Origin of the sequence: Streptococcus mitis (assembly GCF_023110375.1) — a bacterium.
Classification (GTDB): Bacteria; Bacillota; Bacilli; order Lactobacillales; family Streptococcaceae; genus Streptococcus; species Streptococcus mitis_CI.
On the sequence record NZ_JALDVV010000006.1, the window covers coordinates 1 to 20,566 of the forward strand.

Below are 20,566 nucleotides of genomic sequence, written 5' to 3' on the forward strand. Positions count from 1 at the left end.
CGAACACAGAAGTTAAGCCCTAGAACGCCGGAAGTAGTTGGGGGTTGCCCCCTGTGAGATATGGAAGTCGCTTAGCTCTAGGGAGTTTAGCTCAGCTGGGAGAGCATCTGCCTTACAAGCAGAGGGTCAGCGGTTCGATCCCGTTAACTCCCATAGGTCCCGTAGTGTAGCGGTTATCACGTCGCCCTGTCACGGCGAAGATCGCGGGTTCGATTCCCGTCGGGACCGTTAGAATAACGTAAGTTATTTTAGACTCGTTAGCTCAGTTGGTAGAGCAATTGACTTTTAATCAATGGGTCACTGGTTCGAGCCCAGTACGGGTCATATATGCGGGTTTGGCGGAATTGGCAGACGCACCAGATTTAGGATCTGGCGCTTAACGGCGTGGGGGTTCAAGTCCCTTAACCCGCATTAAGATATAATAAATGAGCCGGCTTAGCTCAGTTGGTAGAGCATCTGATTTGTAATCAGAGGGTCGCGTGTTCAAGTCATGTAGCCGGCATTTTTAGATAGAAGAAAACAGTGCGAACGTAGTTCAGTGGTAGAACACCACCTTGCCAAGGTGGGGGTCGCGGGTTCGAATCCCGTCGTTCGCTTAGAGAGGCCGGGGTGGCGGAACTGGCAGACGCACAGGACTTAAAATCCTGCGATTGGTAACGATCGTACCGGTTCGATTCCGGTCCTCGGCATAAACTAATGAGCACCCTTAGCTCAACTGGATAGAGTACCTGACTACGAATCAGGCGGTTAGAGGTTCGACTCCTCTAGGGTGCATTTTTCTATTTAACTCGGGAAGTAGCTCAGCTTGGTAGAGTACTTGGTTTGGGACCAAGGTGTCGCAGGTTCGAATCCTGTCTTCCCGATATATGGCGGTGTAGCTCAGCTGGCTAGAGCGTCCGGTTCATACCCGGGAGGTCGGGGGTTCGATCCCCTTCGCCGCTATAAAGATCTTGTTGGACCTTTAGCTCAGCTGGTTAGAGCTCTCGGCTCATAACCGAGTGGTCGTAGGTTCAAGTCCTACAAGGTCCATTTGAATAATATGGAGGATTACCCAAGTCCGGCTGAAGGGAACGGTCTTGAAAACCGTCAGGCGTGTAAAAGCGTGCGTGGGTTCGAATCCCACATCCTCCTTTTCTATTAACGCGGGATGGAGCAGCTCGGTAGCTCGTCGGGCTCATAACCCGAAGGTCGTAGGTTCAAATCCTGCTCCCGCAATAAGGCTCGGTAGCTCAGTTGGTAGAGCAATGGATTGAAGCTCCATGTGTCGGCGGTTCGATTCCGTCTCGCGCCATTTTTATTTATAGTATTTATGCGGGTGTAGTTTAGTGGTAAAACTACAGCCTTCCAAGCTGTTGTCGCGAGTTCGATTCTCGTCACCCGCTTTGAACTTTGTTCAAATTACCAAGTTTTTAACTTGGGCGCGTAGCTCAGGTGGTTAGAGCGCACGCCTGATAAGCGTGAGGTCGGTGGTTCGAGTCCACTCGTGCCCATTAATAGGAGAATTACTCAAGAGGCTGAAGAGGACGGTTTGCTAAATCGTTAGGTCGGGTAACTGGCGCAAGGGTTCGAATCCCTTATTCTCCGTTTTATTGAGAGTTTATAACTCTTTTTTTGTATTTTTAAGAATAGTAGAATAAAAACTTCAGATTTGTAAAACTTAATTGGATTACTTATCTGAAGTTTTTTTTTCGCTCTTTGTCAACTGTAGTGGGCTGCAGAAAAGCTAAAATCTTTATATATTGTTGATTTTATGGTTGTGCTTGTTTATTACTACTTCCAACTCTTGAGTGAAATTTCTCCGCTATTGAGCCAGATTTCTTTTCCGTTATCACATTGAACTAAAAGTTTTCCACTTTCAGAGATATCTTTAGCAAGTCCCTTGTGGTCTTTTTGATCTAGTGTGAAAGTCACTTCTTTTCCTAGAACGAATGACTGTTTTTTATATAGGTATAATAACTCATCTGCTGGCGTTTTGAAGAAAGAACGCCAGATTTCTATGATTAATTCATTTCTGGTAATAGGTGCTGGTGTTTTAAATAAACTAGCAGCTTTTTCTTTTAATTCCTGAGGGAAGTCTTTAATAGTAAAGTTGATTCCTACTCCAATAATGATATCTGTGACTAAGCCAGTTTCTACAGAGGTCATTGCCTCAGTAAGGATTCCTCCAATTTTATGATTTTTGAGGTAGATATCATTGACCCATTTTATGTCGACATCTATTAAAGTTAGGTTCTTAATGGCTTTGTAGATAGCTCCTGCTACAAGTAGTGTATAGGATGGTAATTTCTCATAGGGAAGATTTGGTTTGAGATGGAGTGTCATATAAATGCCACCTTGGGGTGAGTAGAAAGAACGTTGAAAACGGCCTCGGCCAGCTGTTTGATAGGAAGCTAGATAGAGAGTGTTTGCTTCATTCCCTAAATCAATTGCTTCTTTTGCATCGAGTTGAGTTGATCTTGTTTCGGATTTAAAACTGATTTTAATTGGAAGATTTTGTTCTAGGAGTTCCGGAAGAATAAGATCCCCATTCACCAGTTTATAGCCTTTGTTTTTGATACTATCAATTTCAATGCCTTCTTGTTCTAAACGCTTGATGGCTTTCCAAATTGATGTTCGGGTCAGTGATAGTTTTTCTGCAATCTTTTCTCCGCTGATATAATCGGTTTCTTTAGCTAGAATTTGGTAGACGGCTTGGTATGATTTCATAGTGTTTCCTTTCTCACTAGTTGGTATTTCGAATGTTCTTTTCTTGTATGACTTGGAGTCTGATTAAAGTATTGTTTATAAGCTTTCGAAAAATGTAGTGGATCTGAAAAGCCTACCGAGTACGCAATTACCTTGATTGACTCTTGGGTATTTTCGAGGAGTTGTTTAGCTCGATACATTCGAACGTATAGTAGGTATTCTTTTGGAGATAAGGTGTTAAATTCTTTGAATACGCTTGATAAGTAGCTTCTGTGAACGGATAGTTCTTTTGCTAAATCTTGAATTGTAAGTGATTGAGGATAGTGGCTATCAATTAATCGTTTGCATTCAAGATAGAGTTGGTGGGTCGATGAAATATTCTTTTTCTTCTGATTGGGAGCAATAGTTCCCAGATGAAACATCAGTTCATGGAGTTGTCCCATGATATGGAGTTGAGCTAATTCATTTGATTTGGTAATCTGAGCGAAGCGGACAATGTCTGAGATGAGTTTTGCAGTAGTCTGGGTATGACAAGTTTCAGATTGGATGAGATAAGATTGGTCAGAAATTTGAGAAAGAGCAAAATAATCAGGAGCTTTCCCTCCAGTGATTCCTAACCAGTAGTAGGCCCAAGGTTCTTTACTATCTGCTTGATAAAAGGTTAGTTCATCTGGTTTTAATAGAAAGAAATCTCCTTCTTTTAAATCAACAATTTTACCCTTGTAATGAAATTTTCCTTGTCCTTTAGTAATGTAATGTAGGACGTATGTATCTCGAATTGTTGGACCAAAAGAGTAATTTGGTGTGCATTCCTCATATCCATAAAAGCTTAGGGAAAGGTCAATTGTTCCAGTCTGGTATTCTGAAAAAACTAGCATGTGCTACCTCCTACCTAACATTTTACCATATTCTTGAGACATTTTTCTATTTCGGAAAGCGATTTCAGATGATAAAATATAGTCAATAAAGTGATGAGGTGAAGTAAATGGGAGTTAGGATAGAGAATAATCTATTTTATGTTGAGAGTAAAAATCTAAGTTTGATTATTGAAAATCGAAATGGTTACTTACTTTTGAAACATTTAGGAAAGACTATTAAGAACTATAAAGGTTCCAATAGTGTTTATGAACGAGACCATGCCTTTTCAGGAAATCCAACAGCTACTAATCGAACCTTTAGTTTAGATACGCAACGTCAAATTTTTGGACAACATGGTCTGGGTGACTATAGAAAACCAACTTTACAGATTCAGCATGATGCAACTGAAGTAACAGACTTTCGATTTGTAGAAGCAAAGATTTTAAAAGGTCAGAATGGTCCACAGGGTTTACCTTCTCCACACAGCATGGATGATACAGAGACTCTTGCCTTGATTTTAGAAGATTCTAAGGCTCAACTTAGTCTGACTTTGTATTATACTGCTTTTGATAATGATGCGACAATTGCTAGTTACAGCAAATTGGAGAATAATAGCAATCAGGAAGTTGTCATTCATAAGGACTTTTCTCTCATGGCTGATTTTCCTGCTGCAGCTTACGAAATAGTGACTTTACAGGGAGCTTATGCTCGTGAAAAGACTGTTCGACGTCAACAGGTAGAACAAGGAATCTTTTCGATTAGTTCGAACCGTGGAGCTTCTGGGCATGCTCAAACACCAGCTCTTCTACTATGTGATCAAGGAGCCACAGAGGATGCTGGGAATGTGTTTGCTTTGCAACTACTGTACAGTGGAAACTTCGAAGCTTTTGTCCAAAAAAATCAACTGAATGAAGTTCGGGTGGCTATTGGCATTAATCCAGAAAACTTTTCTTGGAAGTTAGATCCTGAGGAAAACTTTGAAACACCGGTAGCTTTAGTGACCTATTCAGATAAGGGATTAACCGGTATCAGTCATGAAAGTCAGAATTTTGTACTTAAGCACATTATGCCAAGTAAATTTTCTAAAAAAGAACGCCCAATTCTTATCAATAACTGGGAAGCTACTTACTTTGACTTTCAGAGAGAAAAACTGTTAGAATTAGCTGATGAAGCTAAGAAAGTTGGAATAGAACTTTTTGTATTAGATGATGGGTGGTTTGGAAATCGCTTTGATGATAATCGTGCTTTAGGTGATTGGGTTGTTAATGAGGAAAAACTGGGTGGAAGCCTAGAAAGTTTGATTTCAGCTATCCATGACAGAGGTTTGCAGTTTGGCCTTTGGTTAGAACCTGAGATGATTTCTGTTGATAGCGATTTGTATCGCAAACATCCTGACTGGGCCATTCAGGTTCCTGGCTATGAGCATACCTATTCTAGAAATCAATTAGTACTTAATCTTGCCAATCCTCAGGTAGTAGAATACTTGAAAAATGTCTTAGATGAACTCCTATCTTATCATGAGATTGACTACATCAAATGGGACATGAACCGCAATATCACTAACCTAGGAAATGGCTTAACTTATCTAGAGACACAGATGCAATCTCATCAGTACATGCTGGGACTTTATGAACTCGTTTCTTATCTGACAGAGAAGCACAGCCATATTCTCTTTGAGTCCTGCTCTGGTGGTGGTGGACGAAATGATCTTGGTATGATGCGCTATTTCCCACAAGTCTGGGCTAGTGATAATACAGATGCCATTGCACGTTTACCAATTCAATACGGTTCATCCTATCTCTATCCAACCATTTCTATGGGGGCTCATGTGTCAGCAGTACCGAATCACCAGATGGGACGAAAGACACCGTTAGAAACACGTGGCCATGTAGCCATGATGGGAAATCTGGGTTATGAGCTTGATTTGACAAGTTTATCAGATGAGGAGAAAGCTGAGATCGCTAATCAGGTGAACTTGTATAAAGAATTGCGACCAGTAGTCCAGTTGGGAAATCAGTATAGGTTAATTAATCCCGATGCTGCATCCAATGAAGTAGCTGTACAATTTAACTATGGAAATCAAACGATTGTAACCTACGTCCGAGTCCTATCAGTTGTGGAAACAATGGAAACCACCTTGAAACTGAAAGACTTAGAGGTGGAAGGGCTTTATGAGCTGGAAGGGACAAACATTGTTTACTCGGGTGCAGAGCTCATGTATGCAGGTTTAACTGTTACCTTATCGCCAGGAGATTTTTTGAGTAGACAGTATAAATTCAAAAGACTATACTAAAAGCGTATAAATTTATTAAGGAGGCATTCCAATGAAATGGTATAAGAAAGCAGGTTTTCTTTTAGTAGCTGGGGTAAGTTTACTAGGTCTAGTGGCTTGTGGTCAGAGCAATCAACCAGCTGATGGTAAGGTAACGATTGAGTTTTTTAACCAGAAGACCGAGATGGCAGATACCTTGCAAAGGATAGTGGATGATTTTGAAAAGGAACACCCTAATATTGATGTGAAGCTGACTACAGTACCCGCAGCTGGAATTGTTCTGAAGACTCGGATTTTATCAGGAGATGTTCCAGATATTATTAATATCTATCCTCAAAATATGGATTTTCAGGAGTGGGCAAAAGCAGGTTATTTTGCAGATATGACAGGAAAATCCTATCTTGAGAACATCAAGAATGACTATGCCGAAAAGTATGCAATCAATAACAAGGTTTATAGTGTGCCTTTAACGGCTAACCTTTATGGAATTTATTACAATAAAACAAAGTTTAAAGAATTAGGACTTGAGGAACCGAAGACTTTTAAAGAGTTTCAAGAGATTGTTAAAAAGATAAAAGATAGTGGGCATTCTCCGTTTGCAGTTGCAGGCAATGAAGGCTGGACACTAAATGGTTACCACCAACTTTCTCTCATTACTCTTACAGGTAGTGGAGACGCGGCTAATAACTACCTTCGCTTTTCAAAACCAAACGCAATCTCTGCAGATGATGCTATTTTAAAAGCAGATGCAGAACGACTCGATTTATTAGCAGATAATGCTCAAGATGGTTGGCGTGGTGCCTCTTATAATGATGCGGTGGTAGCATTTTCGAGTGAAAAAGCCTTGATGATGCCACAAGGATCATGGGCATTAGCCGCAATTAATCAACAGGATCCAAAATTTGAGGTGGGGATGTTTGCCTTTCCTGGAGAAGAAGTAGGAAAAGAAGTCACTGTTGGTGCAGGGGATATGGCATTATCAACTTCAGCTACTACCAAACACCCTAAGGAAACCGAAGAATTTATCAGCTATATGACTAGTCCAAAAGCTATGCAGTCATACTATGATATAGATGGATCACCAGTTGCGGTGAAAGGTATACAGGAAAAAGAAGATTCAGCGCTTGCAGCTATTTCTAAACTGGCTTTTACGGACAAACATTATGTTTGGTTGGGCCAACGCTGGAACTCTGAAGAAGACTTTTTTAATCTAAGTGCAGGTTACCTGATGGATAAAAATCTGAAAAATATGGCAAACAATCTCAATGCTTTCTTTAATCCAATGAAGGCAGATTTGGACTAGAATAGGAGTTAAGATGATATGGCTATTCGAAAATTTTTAAATAAATACTGGGGTTGGACATTTTTGCTCATCCCGCTTGCTTTACAAGCTATCTTCTTTTACTTTCCAATGGTACAAGGTGCTTTCTATAGTTTGACTAACTGGACTGGATTGACCTATAATTATAAATTTGTTGGTTTAAATAACTACAAATTACTGATGATTGATGGGAAATTCTTCACAGCCATATCCTTTACTTTGATTTTAACTCTGGCATTGATTATTGGAGAGATTACGATTGGGATGGTTGTGGCACGAGCCTTAAATTCTAAGATGAAGGGGCGGACCTTCTTTAGAGCTTGGTTCTTTTTCCCGGCTGTTTTATCTGGTTTGACAGTTTCCTTGATTTTTAAACAATTCTTCAACTATGGGCTTCCAACGATTGGAAAAATTTTAGGAATTAGTTTTTTACAAGAGAGTCTATTAGGGACACCTGTCGGAGCGGTAGTAGCAACTATTTTTGTTCTTCTATGGCAAGGAGTAGCTATGCCAATCATTCTCTTTCTTGCTGGTCTTCAGAGTATTCCAACTGATATTTTAGAGGCAGCATCAATTGATGGTGCAACCAGTAAACAAACTTTTTGGAAGATTGAATTGCCCTATTTACTGCCAACGATCTCAATGGTTTTTATCTTGGCTCTTAAGTCTGGTTTGACAGCCTTTGACCAAATTTTTGCGTTGACGAGTGGTGGTCCAAATAATGCTACAACGTCTCTTGGACTTTTAGTCTACAACTATGCTTTCAAGAGTAATCAATATGGATATGCGAATGCAATTGCCTTGATTTTATTCTTAATTATTGGAATTGTTTCTCTGATCCAAATCAAGCTATCAAAGAAATTTGAAATCTAATAGAGGAGTCCTACACATGAAAAAAGAAGAAAAATTGAATCAGTTTTGGAAATATGTCCTCTTGATAGTCGGTGGTATTTTTATACTTGTTCCTTTGTTGGTAACGGTATTTAGTTCTTTCAAAACAACTAAGGATATCATGAATCATTTCTTTAGTTTGCCCAATCCTTTTACGTTGAGTAATTATGAACGATTGATTTCGGATGGAATTGGAGGCTATTTCTGGAATTCAGCAGTTATTACGGTGTTATCATTGATTGTAGTAGCTTTCTTTATACCAGCTGCAGCTTATTCCATTGCTCGAAATATGTCCAAGAAAAAAGCCTTTGCAATTATGTATTCGCTCCTGATCTTAGGGATATTTGTTCCATTTCAGGTGATTATGATTCCCATCACAGTTATGATGAGTAAACTCGGTCTAGCAAATATGTGGGGGCTAGTAATACTCTACCTAACTTATGCTATTCCACAGACTCTCTTCTTGTATGTTGGTTATATAAAAATCAGTGTACCAGATAGTTTGGATGAAGCTGCGGAAATTGATGGAGCTGATCGTTTTACAATTTATCGTCGAATCATTTTTCCAATGTTGAAGCCCATGCATGCGACAACTTTGATTATCAATGCTCTCTGGTTCTGGAATGACTTTATGTTGCCACTCTTGATTCTGAATAAGGATTCCAAGATGTGGACTTTGCCTCTCTTCCAATACAACTACCAAGGTCAGTACTTCAATGACTATGGCCCAAGTTTTGCATCTTATATTGTGGGAATTGTAACGATAACAATTGTCTACCTCATCTTCCAAAAACATATCATTTCAGGAATGAGTAACGGGGCAGTGAAGTAAGAAAGTGCTTATGGAATCTATAATTCCATACATAGAGGAACGGTTCAGCTTGTTGGCATTTCTATGTAGAAAACAAGAAAGTCGTATTTAGTTGATTGCAGTCTATATTAGTACTGAACAAAAATCTAAAAATATCTTTCATTTACGAAGCCAGGTCATATAAGACTTGGCTTTCATTAGAAAAAGGAGAACATCTATGTCCATTCAAAATAAAACTATGTTGATTACTTACTCAGATAGTCTTGGAAATAACCTTAAAGACTTGTATGAGAATTTGGAAGAACATTTTGGCGATGCTATTGGGGGAGTTCACCTTCTACCATTTTTCCCGTCAACAGGTGATCGCGGATTTGCACCAGTGGACTATGATGAAGTGGATCCAGCGTTTGGTGATTGGGAGGATGTTAAGCGTTTAGGTGAGAAATATTATCCTATGTTTGACTTTATGATTAACCATATTTCTCGTCAATCTAAATATTATAAGGACTATCAAGAAAAACATGAAGCTAGTGAATTTAAAGATCTCTTTTTAAACTGGGACAAGTTTTGGCCGGAAAACCGTCCGACACAAGCTGATGTAGATTTAATTTACAAGCGTAAGGATCGTGCACCAAAGCAAGAGATCGTTTTTGCAGACGGTTCAGTAGAACATTTGTGGAATACCTTTGGTGAGGAGCAGATTGATCTTGATGTGACCAAAGAAGTAACGATGAGCTTCATCCGTAAGACGATTCAACATCTAGCAAGTAACGGGTGTGATTTGATTCGCCTAGATGCTTTTGCTTATGCGGTGAAGAAATTGGATACCAATGATTTCTTTGTGGAACCAGATATTTGGGACTTATTGGATAAGGTCCGGGATATAGGAGCTGAATACGGTGCAGAGCTCTTACCTGAGATTCATGAACACTATTCGATTCAGTTTAAAATAGCGGATCATGATTACTATGTTTACGATTTTGCCCTTCCAATGGTGACCCTTTATACTCTTTACAGTTCCAGAATAGAGCGCTTAGCTAAGTGGTTAAAGATGAGCCCGATGAAGCAATTTACGACACTAGATACCCATGATGGGATTGGAGTGGTAGATGTCAAGGATATCCTGACCGATGAGGAAATTGACTATGCTTCAAATGAGCTCTATAAGGTTGGAGCGAATGTCAAACGTAAGTACTCTAGTGCAGAGTATAACAATCTAGATATCTACCAAATCAATTCAACCTACTATTCTGCACTTGGAGATGATGATGTCAAGTACTTCCTCGCTCGTTTGATTCAAGCTTTTGCGCCAGGCATTCCTCAGGTTTACTATGTGGGTCTATTAGCAGGAAAAAATGACTTGAAATTATTAGAAGAAACCAAAGAAGGTCGAAATATTAATCGTCATTACTATAGCAATGAGGAAATAGCAGAAGAAGTTCAACGTCCTGTGGTGAAGTCCCTTCTCAATCTATTTTCTTTCCGTAATCGGTCAGAGGCCTTTGACCTAGAAGGGACTATTGACATTGAAACACCAACAGCTCACAGCATTGTAATCAAACGTCAAAATAAAGACAAGTCCGTAACAGCAGTAGCAGAAATTGATTTGCAAAGTCAGACCTATCAAGTAGTGGAAAACGGTAGAAACATTCAGTTCTAGTGCCATATTAATGAAAGATTTTTTTTGTGGCGAAAACGTGTTCATTGTTCCCAAATGACGGAAAAAATGGTAGAATATAAAGATAGTTTAGCATTTATCTTCTGGAGAAATTCAGAACAGAAAGGATCCGTTTTGAAATCAATTGGATTACTGGATAAGATAAGAGGGCTTTCGAAAAAAGATTTCTTTTTGTATTTGATGATCATAAGTATCTTTTTACCTTTTTATTTGTTCTTAGCCCTCTTTGCTTTATATTTGATAGGTTTACTTGTTACTGGGGAAATGAAGGGAATTATCAAAGGATTGGCCAAACATCCTGTACTTCTCTTTTTTATTGCCTACAGTAGTATCATCTCTATCGTCGCCAAGAACTGGCTTGGATTGGTTGCATCTTTACTGATGTTTCTCTTCCTCATTTTCTTTAGCTTCTACCAGAAACGTCTGACACATGCTTTCTTTCGACTGATACTGCAGACAATCTTGTTTGGTAGTGTGCTCTCTGCGGCTTTTGCTACTTTGGAGCATTTCCAAATTGTAAAGAAATTTAACTATGCCTTTCTTTCGCCCAATATGCAGGTATGGCATCAGAATCGGGCAGAAGTGACCTTTTTTAATCCTAATTACTATGGAATTATTTGTTGTTTCTGTATCATGATTGCCTTCTATCTCTTTACAACGACCAAGTTGAATTGGTTGAAGGTATTCTGTGTGATTGCAGGCTTTGTTAATCTCTTTGGATTGAACTTTACTCAAAATCGAACTGCCTTTCCTGCTATTATCGCTGGAGCCATCATTTATCTCTTTACAACCATTAAAAACTGGAAGGCCTTTTGGCTTAGTATCGGGGTCTTTGCGATTGGCTTGAGTTTCCTTTTTTCTAGTGATTTGGGAGTTCGGATGGGGACTTTAGATTCCTCTATGGAAGAACGCATTTCTATCTGGGATGCTGGGATGGCCTTGTTTAAGCAAAATCCTTTTTGGGGGGAGGGGCCATTGACCTATATGCACTCTTATCCTCGGATAAATGCTCCTTATCATGAACATGCTCACAGCCTTTATATTGATACGATTCTGAGTTACGGAATTGTGGGAACCATTTTATTAGCTTTGTCTTCTGTTGCTCCTGTTCGTTTGATGATGGATATGAGTCAGGAGTCGGGGAAACGTCCAATTATCGGTCTTTATCTATCTTTCCTTACAGTGGTTGCTGTGCATGGAATCTTTGACTTGGCCCTTTTCTGGATTCAGTCAGGTTTCATTTTCTTGTTAGTTATGTGCAGTATTCCATTGGAGCGTCGAACCTTGGTATCAGACATGACGGATTAAGTTTATAAGATTGAAATCTTCTACCTTGAGTAGGAGATTTTTTACTGAGAAAAATTAGTTCTAAATCGAAATAGTTGACAATTGGAATAATAAGTATTATAATGTTTTTTATTCGTATCGATATAGAAATAAATTGGAGGTTTCATGAAATATTGTCATTTGGTAGCCCATCATATTCGTTTGTTGAATGGGCGGCTTTTTCAAAAGTTACTGAGACAAGACCCTGACTCTCTTTATCGGAGTGAGCAGGGAAAGATTTTAGCGGTTTTATGGAATAGTAAGACGGGCTGTGCAACTGCGACAGATATTGCGCTTGCGACTGGGCTTGCTAATAATACGTTGACGACTATGATAAAAAAGTTAGAGGAGCAAAATCTTATAACTGTCAGTCCGTGTGGAGAAGATAAGCGTAAGAAGTATTTAGTTTTAACAGAGTTGGGCAAGTCCCAGAAAGAAGTTGGGCAACGTGTCAGTCAGAGATTGGATACTATCTGTTACAAAGGATTTTCAGAGGAAGAAATTCGTCAGTTTGAAGGTTTTCAAGAAAGAATTTTGGCTAATCTGAAAGAGCAGGAAAATGAGGTTTAGAATGGGGTAAATTAGTTATTAAAAGTTTGGTAACTTGACAAACCGAGGAAAATTTTAAATTGAGGACAAAGAATGATTGAATACAAAAATGTAGCGCTACGCTACACAGAAAAAGATGTTTTGAGAGATGTCAATTTACGGATTGAGAATGGGGAGTTCATGGTTTTAGTTGGTCCATCTGGATCTGGTAAGACAACCATGATCAAGATGATTAACCGTCTTTTGGAACCAACTGATGGAAATATTTATATGGATGGCAAGCGCATCAAAGACTATGACGAGCGGGAACTTCGTCTTTCTACTGGTTATGTTTTACAGGCCATTGCTCTGTTTCCCAATTTAACGGTTGCAGAAAATATTGCTCTCATTCCTGAGATGAAGGGGTGGAGTAAGGAAGAAATAGCGACGAAAACAGAAGAGCTTTTGGCTAAGGTTGGTTTACCAGTAGCTGAGTATGGGCATCGACTTCCGAGTGAATTATCTGGTGGAGAACAGCAACGGGTCGGCATTGTCCGTGCTATGATTGGTCAGCCTAAGATTCTCCTCATGGATGAACCCTTTTCGGCTTTGGATGCTATTTCGAGAAAACAGTTGCAGGTTCTGACGAAAGAATTGCATAAAGAGTTTGGGATGACAACGATTTTTGTGACCCATGATACGGATGAAGCTTTGAAATTAGGTGATCGTATTGCTGTTTTGCAGGATGGAGAGATTTGTCAGGTGGCGAATCCCGAGACGATTTTAAAAGCGCCTGCAACAGACTTTGTAGCAGACTTGTTTGGAGGTAGTGTTCATGGCTAATTTGATATCCACTTTTCAGGATCGTTTTGGTGATTGGGTAACAGCTCTATCTCAACATTTGCAGTTGTCACTTTTGACCTTGTTACTAGCTATTTTTATTGCAGTCCCCTTAGCGGTATTTCTTCGTTATCATGAAAAGATGGCGGACTGGGTCTTGCAGATTGCAGGGATTTTCCAGACCATCCCGTCTCTTGCCTTGTTGGGGCTCTTCATCCCCTTGATGGGAATTGGAACCTTACCGGCCTTGACAGCTCTAGTGATTTATGCGATTTTCCCGATTTTACAAAATACCATCACTGGGCTGAAGGGAATTGATCCGAGTCTGCAGGAGGCTGGGATTGCCTTTGGGATGACCAGATGGGAGCGTCTCAAGAAATTCGAAATTCCACTTGCCATGCCTGTTATGATGTCTGGGATTCGGACGGCAGCGGTCTTGATTATCGGTACGGCAACCTTGGCAGCCTTGATTGGGGCAGGCGGACTGGGTTCCTTTATCCTTTTGGGGATTGACCGTAATAATACCAGTCTGATTTTGATTGGGGCCCTTTCTTCAGCAGTGCTTGCCATTGCCTTTAACTTCCTACTAAAAGTGATGGAAAAAGCAAAATTGCGGACGATTTTCTCTGGTTTTGCCTTGGTGACCTTATTGCTCGGTCTGTCTTATAGTCCAGCTCTATTAGCTCAAAAAGAGAAAGAAAACTTGGTGATTGCTGGGAAATTGGGACCGGAACCAGAAATTTTGGCCAATATGTATAAACTCCTCATTGAAGAAAATACCAGTATGACTGCGACTGTTAAACCGAATTTTGGGAAAACAAGCTTCCTCTATGAAGCTCTGAAAAAAGGGGATATTGACATCTATCCTGAATTTACGGGTACGGTGACTGAAAGTTTGCTTCAACCAGCACCTAAAGTGGGGCATGAGCCAGATCAGGTTTATCAAGTGGCGCGTGATGGCATTGCCAAACAGGATCATCTTGCCTATCTCAAACCCATGTCTTATCAAAATACCTACGCTGTAGCTGTTCCGAAAAAGATTGCTCAAGAATATGGCTTGAAGACCATTTCGGACTTGAAAAAAGTGGAAGGGCAGCTGAAGGCAGGTTTTACACTCGAATTTAATGACCGTGAAGATGGCAATAAGGGCTTGCAATCAATGTATGGTCTCAATCTCAATGTAGCGACCATGGAGCCAGCCCTTCGCTACCAGGCAATTCAGTCAGGCGATATTCAAATCACAGATGCATATTCGACAGATGCAGAATTGGCGCGTTATGATTTACAGGTCTTGGAAGATGACAAGCAACTCTTCCCACCTTATCAAGGGGCTCCACTGATGAAAGAAGCTCTTCTCAAGAAACATCCTGAGTTGGAGACAGTTCTCAATAAATTGGCTGGTAAAATTACTGAAAGCCAGATGAGCCAGCTCAACTACCAAGTCGGTGTTGAAGGCAAGTCAGCAGAACAAGTAGCCAAGGAGTTTCTACAAGAACAAGGTTTGTTGAAGAAATAGCTTGAAAAGCTAAACTCAACTTTGTTAAACGACCATATAGAAAACTGCTCAGACAATGTTGTCTGGGCTTTTTTGATTATTGAAAAGATAAAAAACTCAGTAGCCTAGAAATAAGGCAACCGAGCTTTAATCTGTATTCAATTTTTAGGAATGAGAAGGTCTAGATAAAACTGCACAACTTCTTGGTCTGTAAAGTCTTGTCCTTTTTTGAGCCACCAGGTCAATGTCTCGATAAAGTTGGACACGACTAAGTGTTGGAGGTAAGAAGCAGGCAGACTTGGGTGTGCTTCTTTAAACTCATCAGTTAGCATGGGATAGACGTGGTGCTCCAGCTCTCTCCGGAGTTGACGGAGGAAGTAGTCATTCTTGGAGAATAGTAAACTGGTGATATGGTCTTGGTTTTTCTGAAAATGGAGAAAGAGGTGGGCGAGGTAGTCCTCAGTTGAAATGGGTTGCTCTCTTTCAAAGAGATGATGGAAGAGGTGGCGGCAAAGCGCGTCCAGAAGTAGTTCCTTACTCTCATAGTGACAGTAAAAGGTGGATCGTCCCACATCTGCGAGATCAATGATATCCTGAACTGTAGTGGCTTCGTAACCCTTATCGTTTAAAAGTTGTAGAAAAGCTTGATAGATGGCTTTTTTTGTTTTGCTGATACGGCGGTCAATGGTAGTCATATGGACACTTGAGGCAAATTGTTCAGAAATGAATAAAGCTGACGTTTTGCTTCTATCCTTTCTTTGAGTTTTAGTGGATAATGATAATGAACAATGTATTCATAAATCTATTATAACAAAGGAATGAGAAAGATGAAGACAAAATATACTGTTTGGGTAGCTTTTTTCTTAAATTTAAGCTATGCTATTGTTGAGTTTATCGCAGGAGGAATATTTGGTTCGAGTGCCGTTCTCGCTGATTCTGTTCATGACTTGGGAGATGCTATAGCCATTGGCATATCGGCCTTTTTGGAAACAATCTCAAATCGAGAAGAAGATAGGAAGTACACCTTGGGTTACAAGCGATTTAGTCTTTTAGGGGCCCTAGTGACTGCTGTGATTCTTATCACAGGATCCATTCTAGTGATCTTGGAAAATATAACTAAACTTTTGAATCCACAGCCCGTTAATGACGAAGGCGTCCTCTGGCTAGGAATCATTGCAGTCAGTATCAATGTGCTAGCTAGTCTAGTAGTTCGTAAGGGAAAGACAAAGAACGAGTCAATTCTGAGCCTGCACTTTTTGGAAGATACTCTAGGTTGGTTGGCTGTCATTCTAATGGCGATTATCCTCCGATTTACAGATTGGTATATCCTTGATCCGCTCTTATCGCTTGTCATTTCCATCTTCATTCTAACAAAAGCTATTCCTCGATTTTGGAGCGCACTCAAGATTTTCCTGGATGCTGTGCCAGAAGGACTAGAGACAGGTGATTTGGAGAAGGATTTGGAGGCTCTGACCAATGTCAAAAGTGTCAATCAACTTAGCATTTGGTCCATGGATGGTCTAGAAAATAATGCTATTATCCATATCTGTTTAGAGGATTGGGAGGAGATGACGGAAACAAAGAATCAAGTACGTCAGCTCTTAGAAGAAAGAGGTGTGCAGAATATTACTATCGAAGTGGACACCAGTCAAAGCAATCATGCGCAACATAAGCGAAAGGTAACAGCCTTAGGGCAATCCCATGGGCATCAACACTAGAAAAAGCGGCTGAGACAAAACTCAATTTCAAGAGAAAATGAAGTAAATCTTCATACAAAAAAACGTATAGTATCAAGGGTTTTCAATGTCTGATACTATGCGCTTTTTGCTTTTAAAGACTTTTTTTCCAGTTTCTTTGGTATCATATTTGAAAGACGCTTTCCCCAACCTCTTTCTTTGATTGATGAAAAGGTATGCTAATAAGAGAACTGATAATGATAAAAAATTTTTCGATTAGACGCAAAATGCTTGACTTGGAGTCAACTCAAAATTATATAATAAGATAAGTGAGTTAGAATAGCTTAAATTCAGTGAATGAGAGGAGGTTAGTGTATGAATATTAAATCTGCTAGTGACTTGTTGGGAATTTCAGCGGATACGATTCGGTACTATGAACGGGTTGGTCTTGTGCCACCGATTACTCGAACTGCAACTGGAATTCGTGATTTTCAAGATCATGATATTGAAGCTCTGGAATCTATTAAGTGTTTTCGTTCGGCAGGTGTCTCTGTGGACAGTTTAGTTGACTATATGTTGCTCTACCAAAAGGGGGATGAAACGAGAGAGGAAAGACTTGGTATTTTAGAAGAGGAAAAGAAAAAATTAGAGGAGCGCTTGTCTCAGTTACAGACGGCTTTAAATCGCTTAAATACCAAAATTAGACTTTATAAGGAAGGGAAATTTTAAATGAAATCAGCAGTATATACAAAGGCAGGTCAGGTTGGTCTTGCTAGCATTGAACGTCCGCAAATTATAGACGCAGATGATGTGATTATTCGTGTGGTTCGTGCGTGCGTTTGTGGTTCAGATTTATGGAGGTACCGTAATCCAGAAACGAAAGCTGGACACAAAAATAGTGGACACGAAGCGATTGGGATTGTCGAAGAAGCTGGGGAAGCCATTACGACGGTGAAACCAGGTGATTTTGTCATTGTCCCTTTTACTCATGGATGTGGTGAGTGTGATGCCTGTCTTGCTGGCTTTGACGGTTCTTGCGACAATCATATTGGTAATAACTTGGGAGGCGATTTTCAGGCGGAATATATTCGTTTCCACTATGCAAACTGGGCGCTGGTTAAAATCCCAGGACAACCTTCAGATTATAGCGAAGGCATGCTTAAGTCTCTATTAACTCTTGCTGATGTCATGCCGACAGGCTATCATGCGGCGCGTGTTGCTAATGTTCAAAAAGGGGATAAGGTTGTGGTCATTGGTGACGGGGCTGTTGGGCAATGTGCTGTTATCGCCGCTAAAATGCGTGGTGCATCACAAATTATCCTTATGAGCCGTCATGAAGACCGCCAAAAGATGGCTCTGGAGTCGGGTGCGACAGCTATTGTAGCTGAGCGAGGTCAAGAAGGTATTGCCAGGGTGCGTGAAATTCTCGGTGGCGGAGCGGACGCAGCACTTGAATGTGTTGGTACGGAGGCTGCTGTAGAACAGGCGCTAGGTGTTCTTCATAATGGAGGTCGTTTGGGATTTGTAGGAGTCCCACACTATAATAATCGTGCTCTTGGTTCGACATTTATGCAAAATATCTCTGTAGCAGGTGGGGCAGCTTCTGCGACAACATACGATAAGCAATTTTTACTAAAAGCCGTCCTTGATGGTGATATCAATCCAGGTCGCGTCTTTACTTCAAGTTATAAACTGGAAGATATTGATCAAGCCTACAAAGATATGGATGAACGTAAGACCATTAAGTCTATGATTGTGATGAACTAAAAAAGAAAATCCTAATGGAGATTTGAGACTCTCTATTAGGATTTTTTGTCATGTTTAATTTGTGGAGTTATGGCAGAGTACTCTCTCTCAATGTCAGTCTGGTTCCCAGCATAGTCAGGCTAGGAATTTTGCGACCGTGGAGGACTTCCTTGTTAAGAATATCCATACCTGCTCGGCCCATTTCTTCGGTATAGACGGTGATGCTGGAGAGGGGAGGATAGACTTGCTTGGTCAGACTAGTGTCGTTAAAAGAAATGAGGCTGACGCGATCTGGCAGGCTGATTCCAGTTTCTTGGAGGGCACGGAGGGCGCCGATAGCTAAGCTATCGCTGGCTGCGAAAAAGGCTGGTGGGAGTTGGTCTCCCAAGTTCTGAATGGCCTCCTTCATCAAGTCATAGCCAGACTGGGCAGTAAAGCTTCCTTGAAAGATCAGTTCATCATGATAGATTCCTTTTGTTTGACTGTAGTTCTTAAAATTTTCCAGACGCTTGTCCTCAATGATTTCTTCTTGGTCGGTTGTTTCCTCAAGTCCTGTTAGAATTCCGATACGGTCCATTCCTTGGCTGAGAAAATAATCGACAACCTGTTTCATGGCAGTGTAAAAATCCGTGATAATGCAGGTGTGTCCCAGTGAAAGAGTATCGCTGTCTAGAAATACAAGAGGTTTTTGGTATTCTTCAAAGGCAGAAATCTGAGCTCGACTAAATTTTCCGATGCAGAGAATCCCAATCACTTCTTCGCTTAGGGTAAAAGGATGGTCATTAAAATAGCGCAAGATATCGTAGTCCAACTCTTGGGCTCTTTTTTCTATGCCTAGGCGAATCTGGTAGTAGTAGAGGTCGTCCAGCTCCCCTTGTTCACTGACCCATTGGATAATGGCAATCTTTTGCTTGGGTTTGTGGGACTCGCCTGTCTTGAGGTGCTTGGTGTAGCCCAGCTCTTCAGCAACAGTTAAAATACGGTGTCTGGTTTCTTCTGTAACAGATAGACTCTGGTCGCGATTGAGGACACGGGATACGGTCGCGATAGAGACAGAGGCTAGCTGTGCAATGTCTTTTAAGGTAGCCATAAATCCTCCTTGATTAGATTAGTATATCATATTTTTCTGCTTTTTACCGATAGTTTAGTAAAATTTTAGTAAAAAGGATTGACCTTGGAAAATCCCTTGGATACAATAGAAGAAAACGATTACACGTTAAGGTGACTTAACGGACAGTAAAAGGAGAAATCATATGACACAACATCTTACTGCTGAAACTCTTCGCAAAGACTTTCTTGCTGTTTTTGGTCAAGAAGCAGACCAAACTTTCTTTTCACCAGGTCGTATCAATTTGATTGGTGAACACACGGACTACAACGGTGGGCACGTTTTTCCAGCTGCTATTTCCTTGGGAACTTACGGTGCAGCTCGTAAGCGTGACGACCAAGTTTTACGTTTCTACTCAGCTAATTTTGAGGACAAGGGCATTATCGAAGTGCCTCTCGCTGACCTCAAGTTTGAAAAAGAGCACAATTGGACCAATTATCCAAAAGGGGTTCTTCATTTCTTGCAAGAAGCTGGTCATGTGATTGACAAAGGTTTTGATTTCTTTGTTTATGGGAATATCCCAAATGGTGCTGGTTTGTCTTCTTCAGCATCCCTTGAACTTTTGACAGGAGTCGTGGCAGAGCATCTCTTTGATTTAAAATTAGAGCGTCTCGATTTGGTTAAAATTGGAAAACAAACAGAAAACAACTTTATCGGAGTCAACTCTGGCATTATGGACCAGTTTGCTATCGGTATGGGAGCTGACCAACGTGCTATTTACCTAGATACCAACACCTTAGAGTATGATTTGGTACCACTTGATTTGAAAGACAATGTCGTTGTTATCATGAACACCAATAAACGCCGTGAATTGGCGGATTCTAAATATAATGAACGCCGTGCTGAGTGTGAAAAAGCAGTAGAAGAACTACAAGTGGCTTTGGACATTCAAACCTTGGGTGAATTGGACGAATGGGCCTTTGACCAATATAGCTATCTGATTAAAGATGAAAATCGTTTGAAACGTGCTCGTCACGCTGTTCTTGAAAACCAACGTACCCTCAAAGCTCAAGCAGCCCTTCAGGCAGGTGATTTGGAAATATTTGGTCGCTTGATGAATGCGTCACACGTTTCGCTGGAGCATGATTATGAAGTAACTGGTTTGGAATTGGATACTCTTGTTCATACAGCTTGGGCACAAGAAGGAGTTCTCGGTGCTCGTATGACAGGGGCAGGTTTTGGTGGATGTGCCATTGCCTTGGTTCAAAAAGATACTGTTGAGGCTTTTAAGGAAGCTGTAGGCAAACACTACGAGGAAGTAGTTGGCTACGCTCCAAGCTTCTATATCGCTGAAGTTGCAGGTGGCACTCGCGTTTTAGACTAGGAGAGAA

The 20,566-nt window shown here is 40.5% G+C and carries 17 protein-coding genes and 17 tRNA genes; 30 read left to right on the forward strand and 4 right to left on the reverse strand.

Annotation, left to right across the window (positions count from 1 at the left end; all coding sequences use genetic code 11):
• Positions 1-80 precede the first annotated feature (80 nt).
• From M1G12_RS05295 to M1G12_RS05375, 17 genes are all read left to right on the forward strand, one after another.
• Positions 81-153 (forward strand) — tRNA-Val (locus tag M1G12_RS05295).
• Positions 154-155: 2 nt separating this feature from the next.
• A tRNA-Asp gene (locus M1G12_RS05300) sits at positions 156-228 on the forward strand.
• Positions 229-251: 23 nt separating this feature from the next.
• A tRNA-Lys gene (locus tag M1G12_RS05305) sits at positions 252-324 on the forward strand.
• Positions 325-329: 5 nt separating this feature from the next.
• Positions 330-411 (forward strand) — tRNA-Leu (locus M1G12_RS05310).
• A gap of 18 nt (positions 412-429) precedes the next feature.
• Positions 430-502, forward strand: a tRNA-Thr gene (locus M1G12_RS05315).
• 22 nt (positions 503-524) lie between these two features.
• Positions 525-596, forward strand: a tRNA-Gly gene (locus M1G12_RS05320).
• Positions 597-603: 7 nt separating this feature from the next.
• Positions 604-689, forward strand: a tRNA-Leu gene (locus M1G12_RS05325).
• Positions 690-700: 11 nt separating this feature from the next.
• Positions 701-774 (forward strand) — tRNA-Arg (locus tag M1G12_RS05330).
• A 15-nt stretch (positions 775-789) separates the two neighbouring features.
• Positions 790-863, forward strand: a tRNA-Pro gene (locus M1G12_RS05335).
• A gap of 5 nt (positions 864-868) precedes the next feature.
• Positions 869-942, forward strand: a tRNA-Met gene (locus M1G12_RS05340).
• 13 nt (positions 943-955) lie between these two features.
• Positions 956-1,029: transfer RNA gene (locus M1G12_RS05345), tRNA-Ile, on the forward strand.
• Between the two features lie 12 nt (positions 1,030-1,041).
• Positions 1,042-1,131 (forward strand) — tRNA-Ser (locus M1G12_RS05350).
• A 10-nt stretch (positions 1,132-1,141) separates the two neighbouring features.
• Positions 1,142-1,215, forward strand: a tRNA-Met gene (locus tag M1G12_RS05355).
• A 3-nt stretch (positions 1,216-1,218) separates the two neighbouring features.
• Positions 1,219-1,291, forward strand: a tRNA-Phe gene (locus tag M1G12_RS05360).
• A 20-nt stretch (positions 1,292-1,311) separates the two neighbouring features.
• Positions 1,312-1,382, forward strand: a tRNA-Gly gene (locus tag M1G12_RS05365).
• Positions 1,383-1,416: 34 nt separating this feature from the next.
• Positions 1,417-1,490: transfer RNA gene (locus M1G12_RS05370), tRNA-Ile, on the forward strand.
• Between the two features lie 6 nt (positions 1,491-1,496).
• Positions 1,497-1,584, forward strand: a tRNA-Ser gene (locus tag M1G12_RS05375).
• Between the two features lie 186 nt (positions 1,585-1,770).
• On the opposite strand, the gene birA is transcribed toward M1G12_RS05375, so the two are convergent.
• Both birA and M1G12_RS05385 read right to left on the reverse strand, forming a co-directional pair.
• On the reverse strand, positions 1,771-2,706 hold the full coding sequence (gene birA / locus M1G12_RS05380; protein ID WP_247949517.1) for a bifunctional biotin--[acetyl-CoA-carboxylase] ligase/biotin operon repressor BirA: 936 nt from the start codon (positions 2,704-2,706) through the stop codon (positions 1,771-1,773).
• Positions 2,703-3,563, reverse strand: coding sequence for an AraC family transcriptional regulator (locus tag M1G12_RS05385; protein ID WP_247949518.1), 861 nt, complete (start codon positions 3,561-3,563; stop codon positions 2,703-2,705). The genes birA and M1G12_RS05385 overlap by 4 nt, the downstream gene beginning before the upstream one ends.
• 107 nt (positions 3,564-3,670) lie before the next feature.
• On the opposite strand from M1G12_RS05385, the gene M1G12_RS05390 reads away from it, so the two are divergent.
• The 9 genes from M1G12_RS05390 to M1G12_RS05430 all read left to right on the forward strand — a co-directional run bounded on the left by M1G12_RS05390 (position 3,671) and on the right by M1G12_RS05430 (position 14,726).
• Positions 3,671-5,836, forward strand: coding sequence for an alpha-galactosidase (locus tag M1G12_RS05390; RefSeq protein ID WP_247949519.1), 2,166 nt, complete (start codon positions 3,671-3,673; stop codon positions 5,834-5,836).
• Positions 5,837-5,867: 31 nt separating this feature from the next.
• Entirely contained in the window at positions 5,868-7,118 is a 1,251-nt protein-coding gene (locus M1G12_RS05395; protein ID WP_000872428.1) for an extracellular solute-binding protein, read from the forward strand.
• An 18-nt stretch (positions 7,119-7,136) separates the two neighbouring features.
• Positions 7,137-8,009, forward strand: coding sequence for a carbohydrate ABC transporter permease (locus M1G12_RS05400; protein WP_001007695.1), 873 nt, complete (start codon positions 7,137-7,139; stop codon positions 8,007-8,009).
• Positions 8,010-8,025: 16 nt separating this feature from the next.
• Positions 8,026-8,859, forward strand: coding sequence for a carbohydrate ABC transporter permease (locus tag M1G12_RS05405; RefSeq protein ID WP_000711260.1), 834 nt, complete (start codon positions 8,026-8,028; stop codon positions 8,857-8,859).
• Between the two features lie 196 nt (positions 8,860-9,055).
• Positions 9,056-10,498: a sucrose phosphorylase gene (gene gtfA / locus M1G12_RS05410; protein ID WP_247949520.1), complete on the forward strand. Its 1,443-nt coding sequence runs from the start codon at positions 9,056-9,058 to the stop codon at positions 10,496-10,498.
• A gap of 132 nt (positions 10,499-10,630) precedes the next feature.
• Positions 10,631-11,824, forward strand: a complete 1,194-nt coding sequence (locus tag M1G12_RS05415; protein WP_008289123.1) for an O-antigen ligase family protein — start codon at positions 10,631-10,633, stop codon at positions 11,822-11,824.
• A gap of 144 nt (positions 11,825-11,968) precedes the next feature.
• Complete coding sequence (locus tag M1G12_RS05420) at positions 11,969-12,412, forward strand: MarR family winged helix-turn-helix transcriptional regulator (protein WP_000872571.1); 444 nt, start codon at positions 11,969-11,971, stop codon at positions 12,410-12,412.
• Between the two features lie 72 nt (positions 12,413-12,484).
• Positions 12,485-13,213, forward strand: a complete 729-nt coding sequence (locus tag M1G12_RS05425) for an ATP-binding cassette domain-containing protein (protein ID WP_049501572.1) — start codon at positions 12,485-12,487, stop codon at positions 13,211-13,213.
• Complete coding sequence (locus M1G12_RS05430; protein WP_049501573.1) at positions 13,206-14,726, forward strand: ABC transporter permease/substrate-binding protein; 1,521 nt, start codon at positions 13,206-13,208, stop codon at positions 14,724-14,726. Before M1G12_RS05425 ends, M1G12_RS05430 begins: the two co-directional genes overlap by 8 nt.
• Positions 14,727-14,863: 137 nt before the next feature.
• Here M1G12_RS05430 and M1G12_RS05435 read toward each other — a convergent pair whose 3' ends face one another.
• On the reverse strand, positions 14,864-15,400 hold the full coding sequence (locus M1G12_RS05435; RefSeq protein ID WP_000207362.1) for a TetR/AcrR family transcriptional regulator: 537 nt from the start codon (positions 15,398-15,400) through the stop codon (positions 14,864-14,866).
• A gap of 132 nt (positions 15,401-15,532) precedes the next feature.
• Here M1G12_RS05435 and M1G12_RS05440 point away from each other — a divergent pair, with 132 nt between their 5' ends.
• From M1G12_RS05440 to M1G12_RS05450, 3 genes are all read left to right on the forward strand, one after another.
• The gene (locus M1G12_RS05440) at positions 15,533-16,423 is read left to right on the forward strand and encodes a cation diffusion facilitator family transporter (RefSeq protein WP_049516412.1); all 891 of its coding nucleotides are present in this window, start codon (positions 15,533-15,535) and stop codon (positions 16,421-16,423) included.
• A 333-nt stretch (positions 16,424-16,756) separates the two neighbouring features.
• Positions 16,757-17,110 (forward strand): stress response transcriptional regulator NmlR, encoded by a 354-nt coding sequence (gene nmlR, locus M1G12_RS05445; RefSeq protein WP_247949521.1) that lies wholly within the window; start codon positions 16,757-16,759, stop codon positions 17,108-17,110.
• Positions 17,111-18,148, forward strand: coding sequence for a zinc-binding dehydrogenase (locus M1G12_RS05450; RefSeq protein WP_049516409.1), 1,038 nt, complete (start codon positions 17,111-17,113; stop codon positions 18,146-18,148). It begins immediately after the preceding gene.
• Between the two features lie 67 nt (positions 18,149-18,215).
• On the opposite strand, the gene galR is transcribed toward M1G12_RS05450, so the two are convergent.
• Positions 18,216-19,217 (reverse strand): DNA-binding transcriptional regulator GalR, encoded by a 1,002-nt coding sequence (gene galR / locus M1G12_RS05455; protein WP_024057355.1) that lies wholly within the window; start codon positions 19,215-19,217, stop codon positions 18,216-18,218.
• A 163-nt stretch (positions 19,218-19,380) separates the two neighbouring features.
• Here galR and M1G12_RS05460 point away from each other — a divergent pair, with 163 nt between their 5' ends.
• Entirely contained in the window at positions 19,381-20,559 is a 1,179-nt protein-coding gene (locus tag M1G12_RS05460) for a galactokinase (protein ID WP_049516405.1), read from the forward strand.
• Positions 20,560-20,566: the final 7 nt, after the last annotated feature.

What these genes read in the sequence shown, in the direction of transcription:
- birA (WP_247949517.1), bottom strand. Translation starts at nt 2,706, where the DNA reads ATGAAATCATACCAAGCCGTCTACCAAATTCTAGCTAAAGAAACCGAT.
- M1G12_RS05385 (WP_247949518.1), bottom strand. Translation starts at nt 3,563, where the DNA reads ATGCTAGTTTTTTCAGAATACCAGACTGGAACAATTGACCTTTCCCTA.
- M1G12_RS05390 (WP_247949519.1), top strand. Translation starts at nt 3,671, where the DNA reads ATGGGAGTTAGGATAGAGAATAATCTATTTTATGTTGAGAGTAAAAAT.
- M1G12_RS05395 (WP_000872428.1), top strand. Translation starts at nt 5,868, where the DNA reads ATGAAATGGTATAAGAAAGCAGGTTTTCTTTTAGTAGCTGGGGTAAGT.
- M1G12_RS05400 (WP_001007695.1), top strand. Translation starts at nt 7,137, where the DNA reads ATGGCTATTCGAAAATTTTTAAATAAATACTGGGGTTGGACATTTTTG.
- M1G12_RS05405 (WP_000711260.1), top strand. Translation starts at nt 8,026, where the DNA reads ATGAAAAAAGAAGAAAAATTGAATCAGTTTTGGAAATATGTCCTCTTG.
- gtfA (WP_247949520.1), top strand. Translation starts at nt 9,056, where the DNA reads ATGTCCATTCAAAATAAAACTATGTTGATTACTTACTCAGATAGTCTT.
- M1G12_RS05420 (WP_000872571.1), top strand. Translation starts at nt 11,969, where the DNA reads ATGAAATATTGTCATTTGGTAGCCCATCATATTCGTTTGTTGAATGGG.
- M1G12_RS05425 (WP_049501572.1), top strand. Translation starts at nt 12,485, where the DNA reads ATGATTGAATACAAAAATGTAGCGCTACGCTACACAGAAAAAGATGTT.
- M1G12_RS05430 (WP_049501573.1), top strand. Translation starts at nt 13,206, where the DNA reads ATGGCTAATTTGATATCCACTTTTCAGGATCGTTTTGGTGATTGGGTA.
- M1G12_RS05435 (WP_000207362.1), bottom strand. Translation starts at nt 15,400, where the DNA reads ATGACTACCATTGACCGCCGTATCAGCAAAACAAAAAAAGCCATCTAT.
- M1G12_RS05440 (WP_049516412.1), top strand. Translation starts at nt 15,533, where the DNA reads ATGAAGACAAAATATACTGTTTGGGTAGCTTTTTTCTTAAATTTAAGC.
- nmlR (WP_247949521.1), top strand. Translation starts at nt 16,757, where the DNA reads ATGAATATTAAATCTGCTAGTGACTTGTTGGGAATTTCAGCGGATACG.
- M1G12_RS05450 (WP_049516409.1), top strand. Translation starts at nt 17,111, where the DNA reads ATGAAATCAGCAGTATATACAAAGGCAGGTCAGGTTGGTCTTGCTAGC.
- galR (WP_024057355.1), bottom strand. Translation starts at nt 19,217, where the DNA reads ATGGCTACCTTAAAAGACATTGCACAGCTAGCCTCTGTCTCTATCGCG.
- M1G12_RS05460 (WP_049516405.1), top strand. Translation starts at nt 19,381, where the DNA reads ATGACACAACATCTTACTGCTGAAACTCTTCGCAAAGACTTTCTTGCT.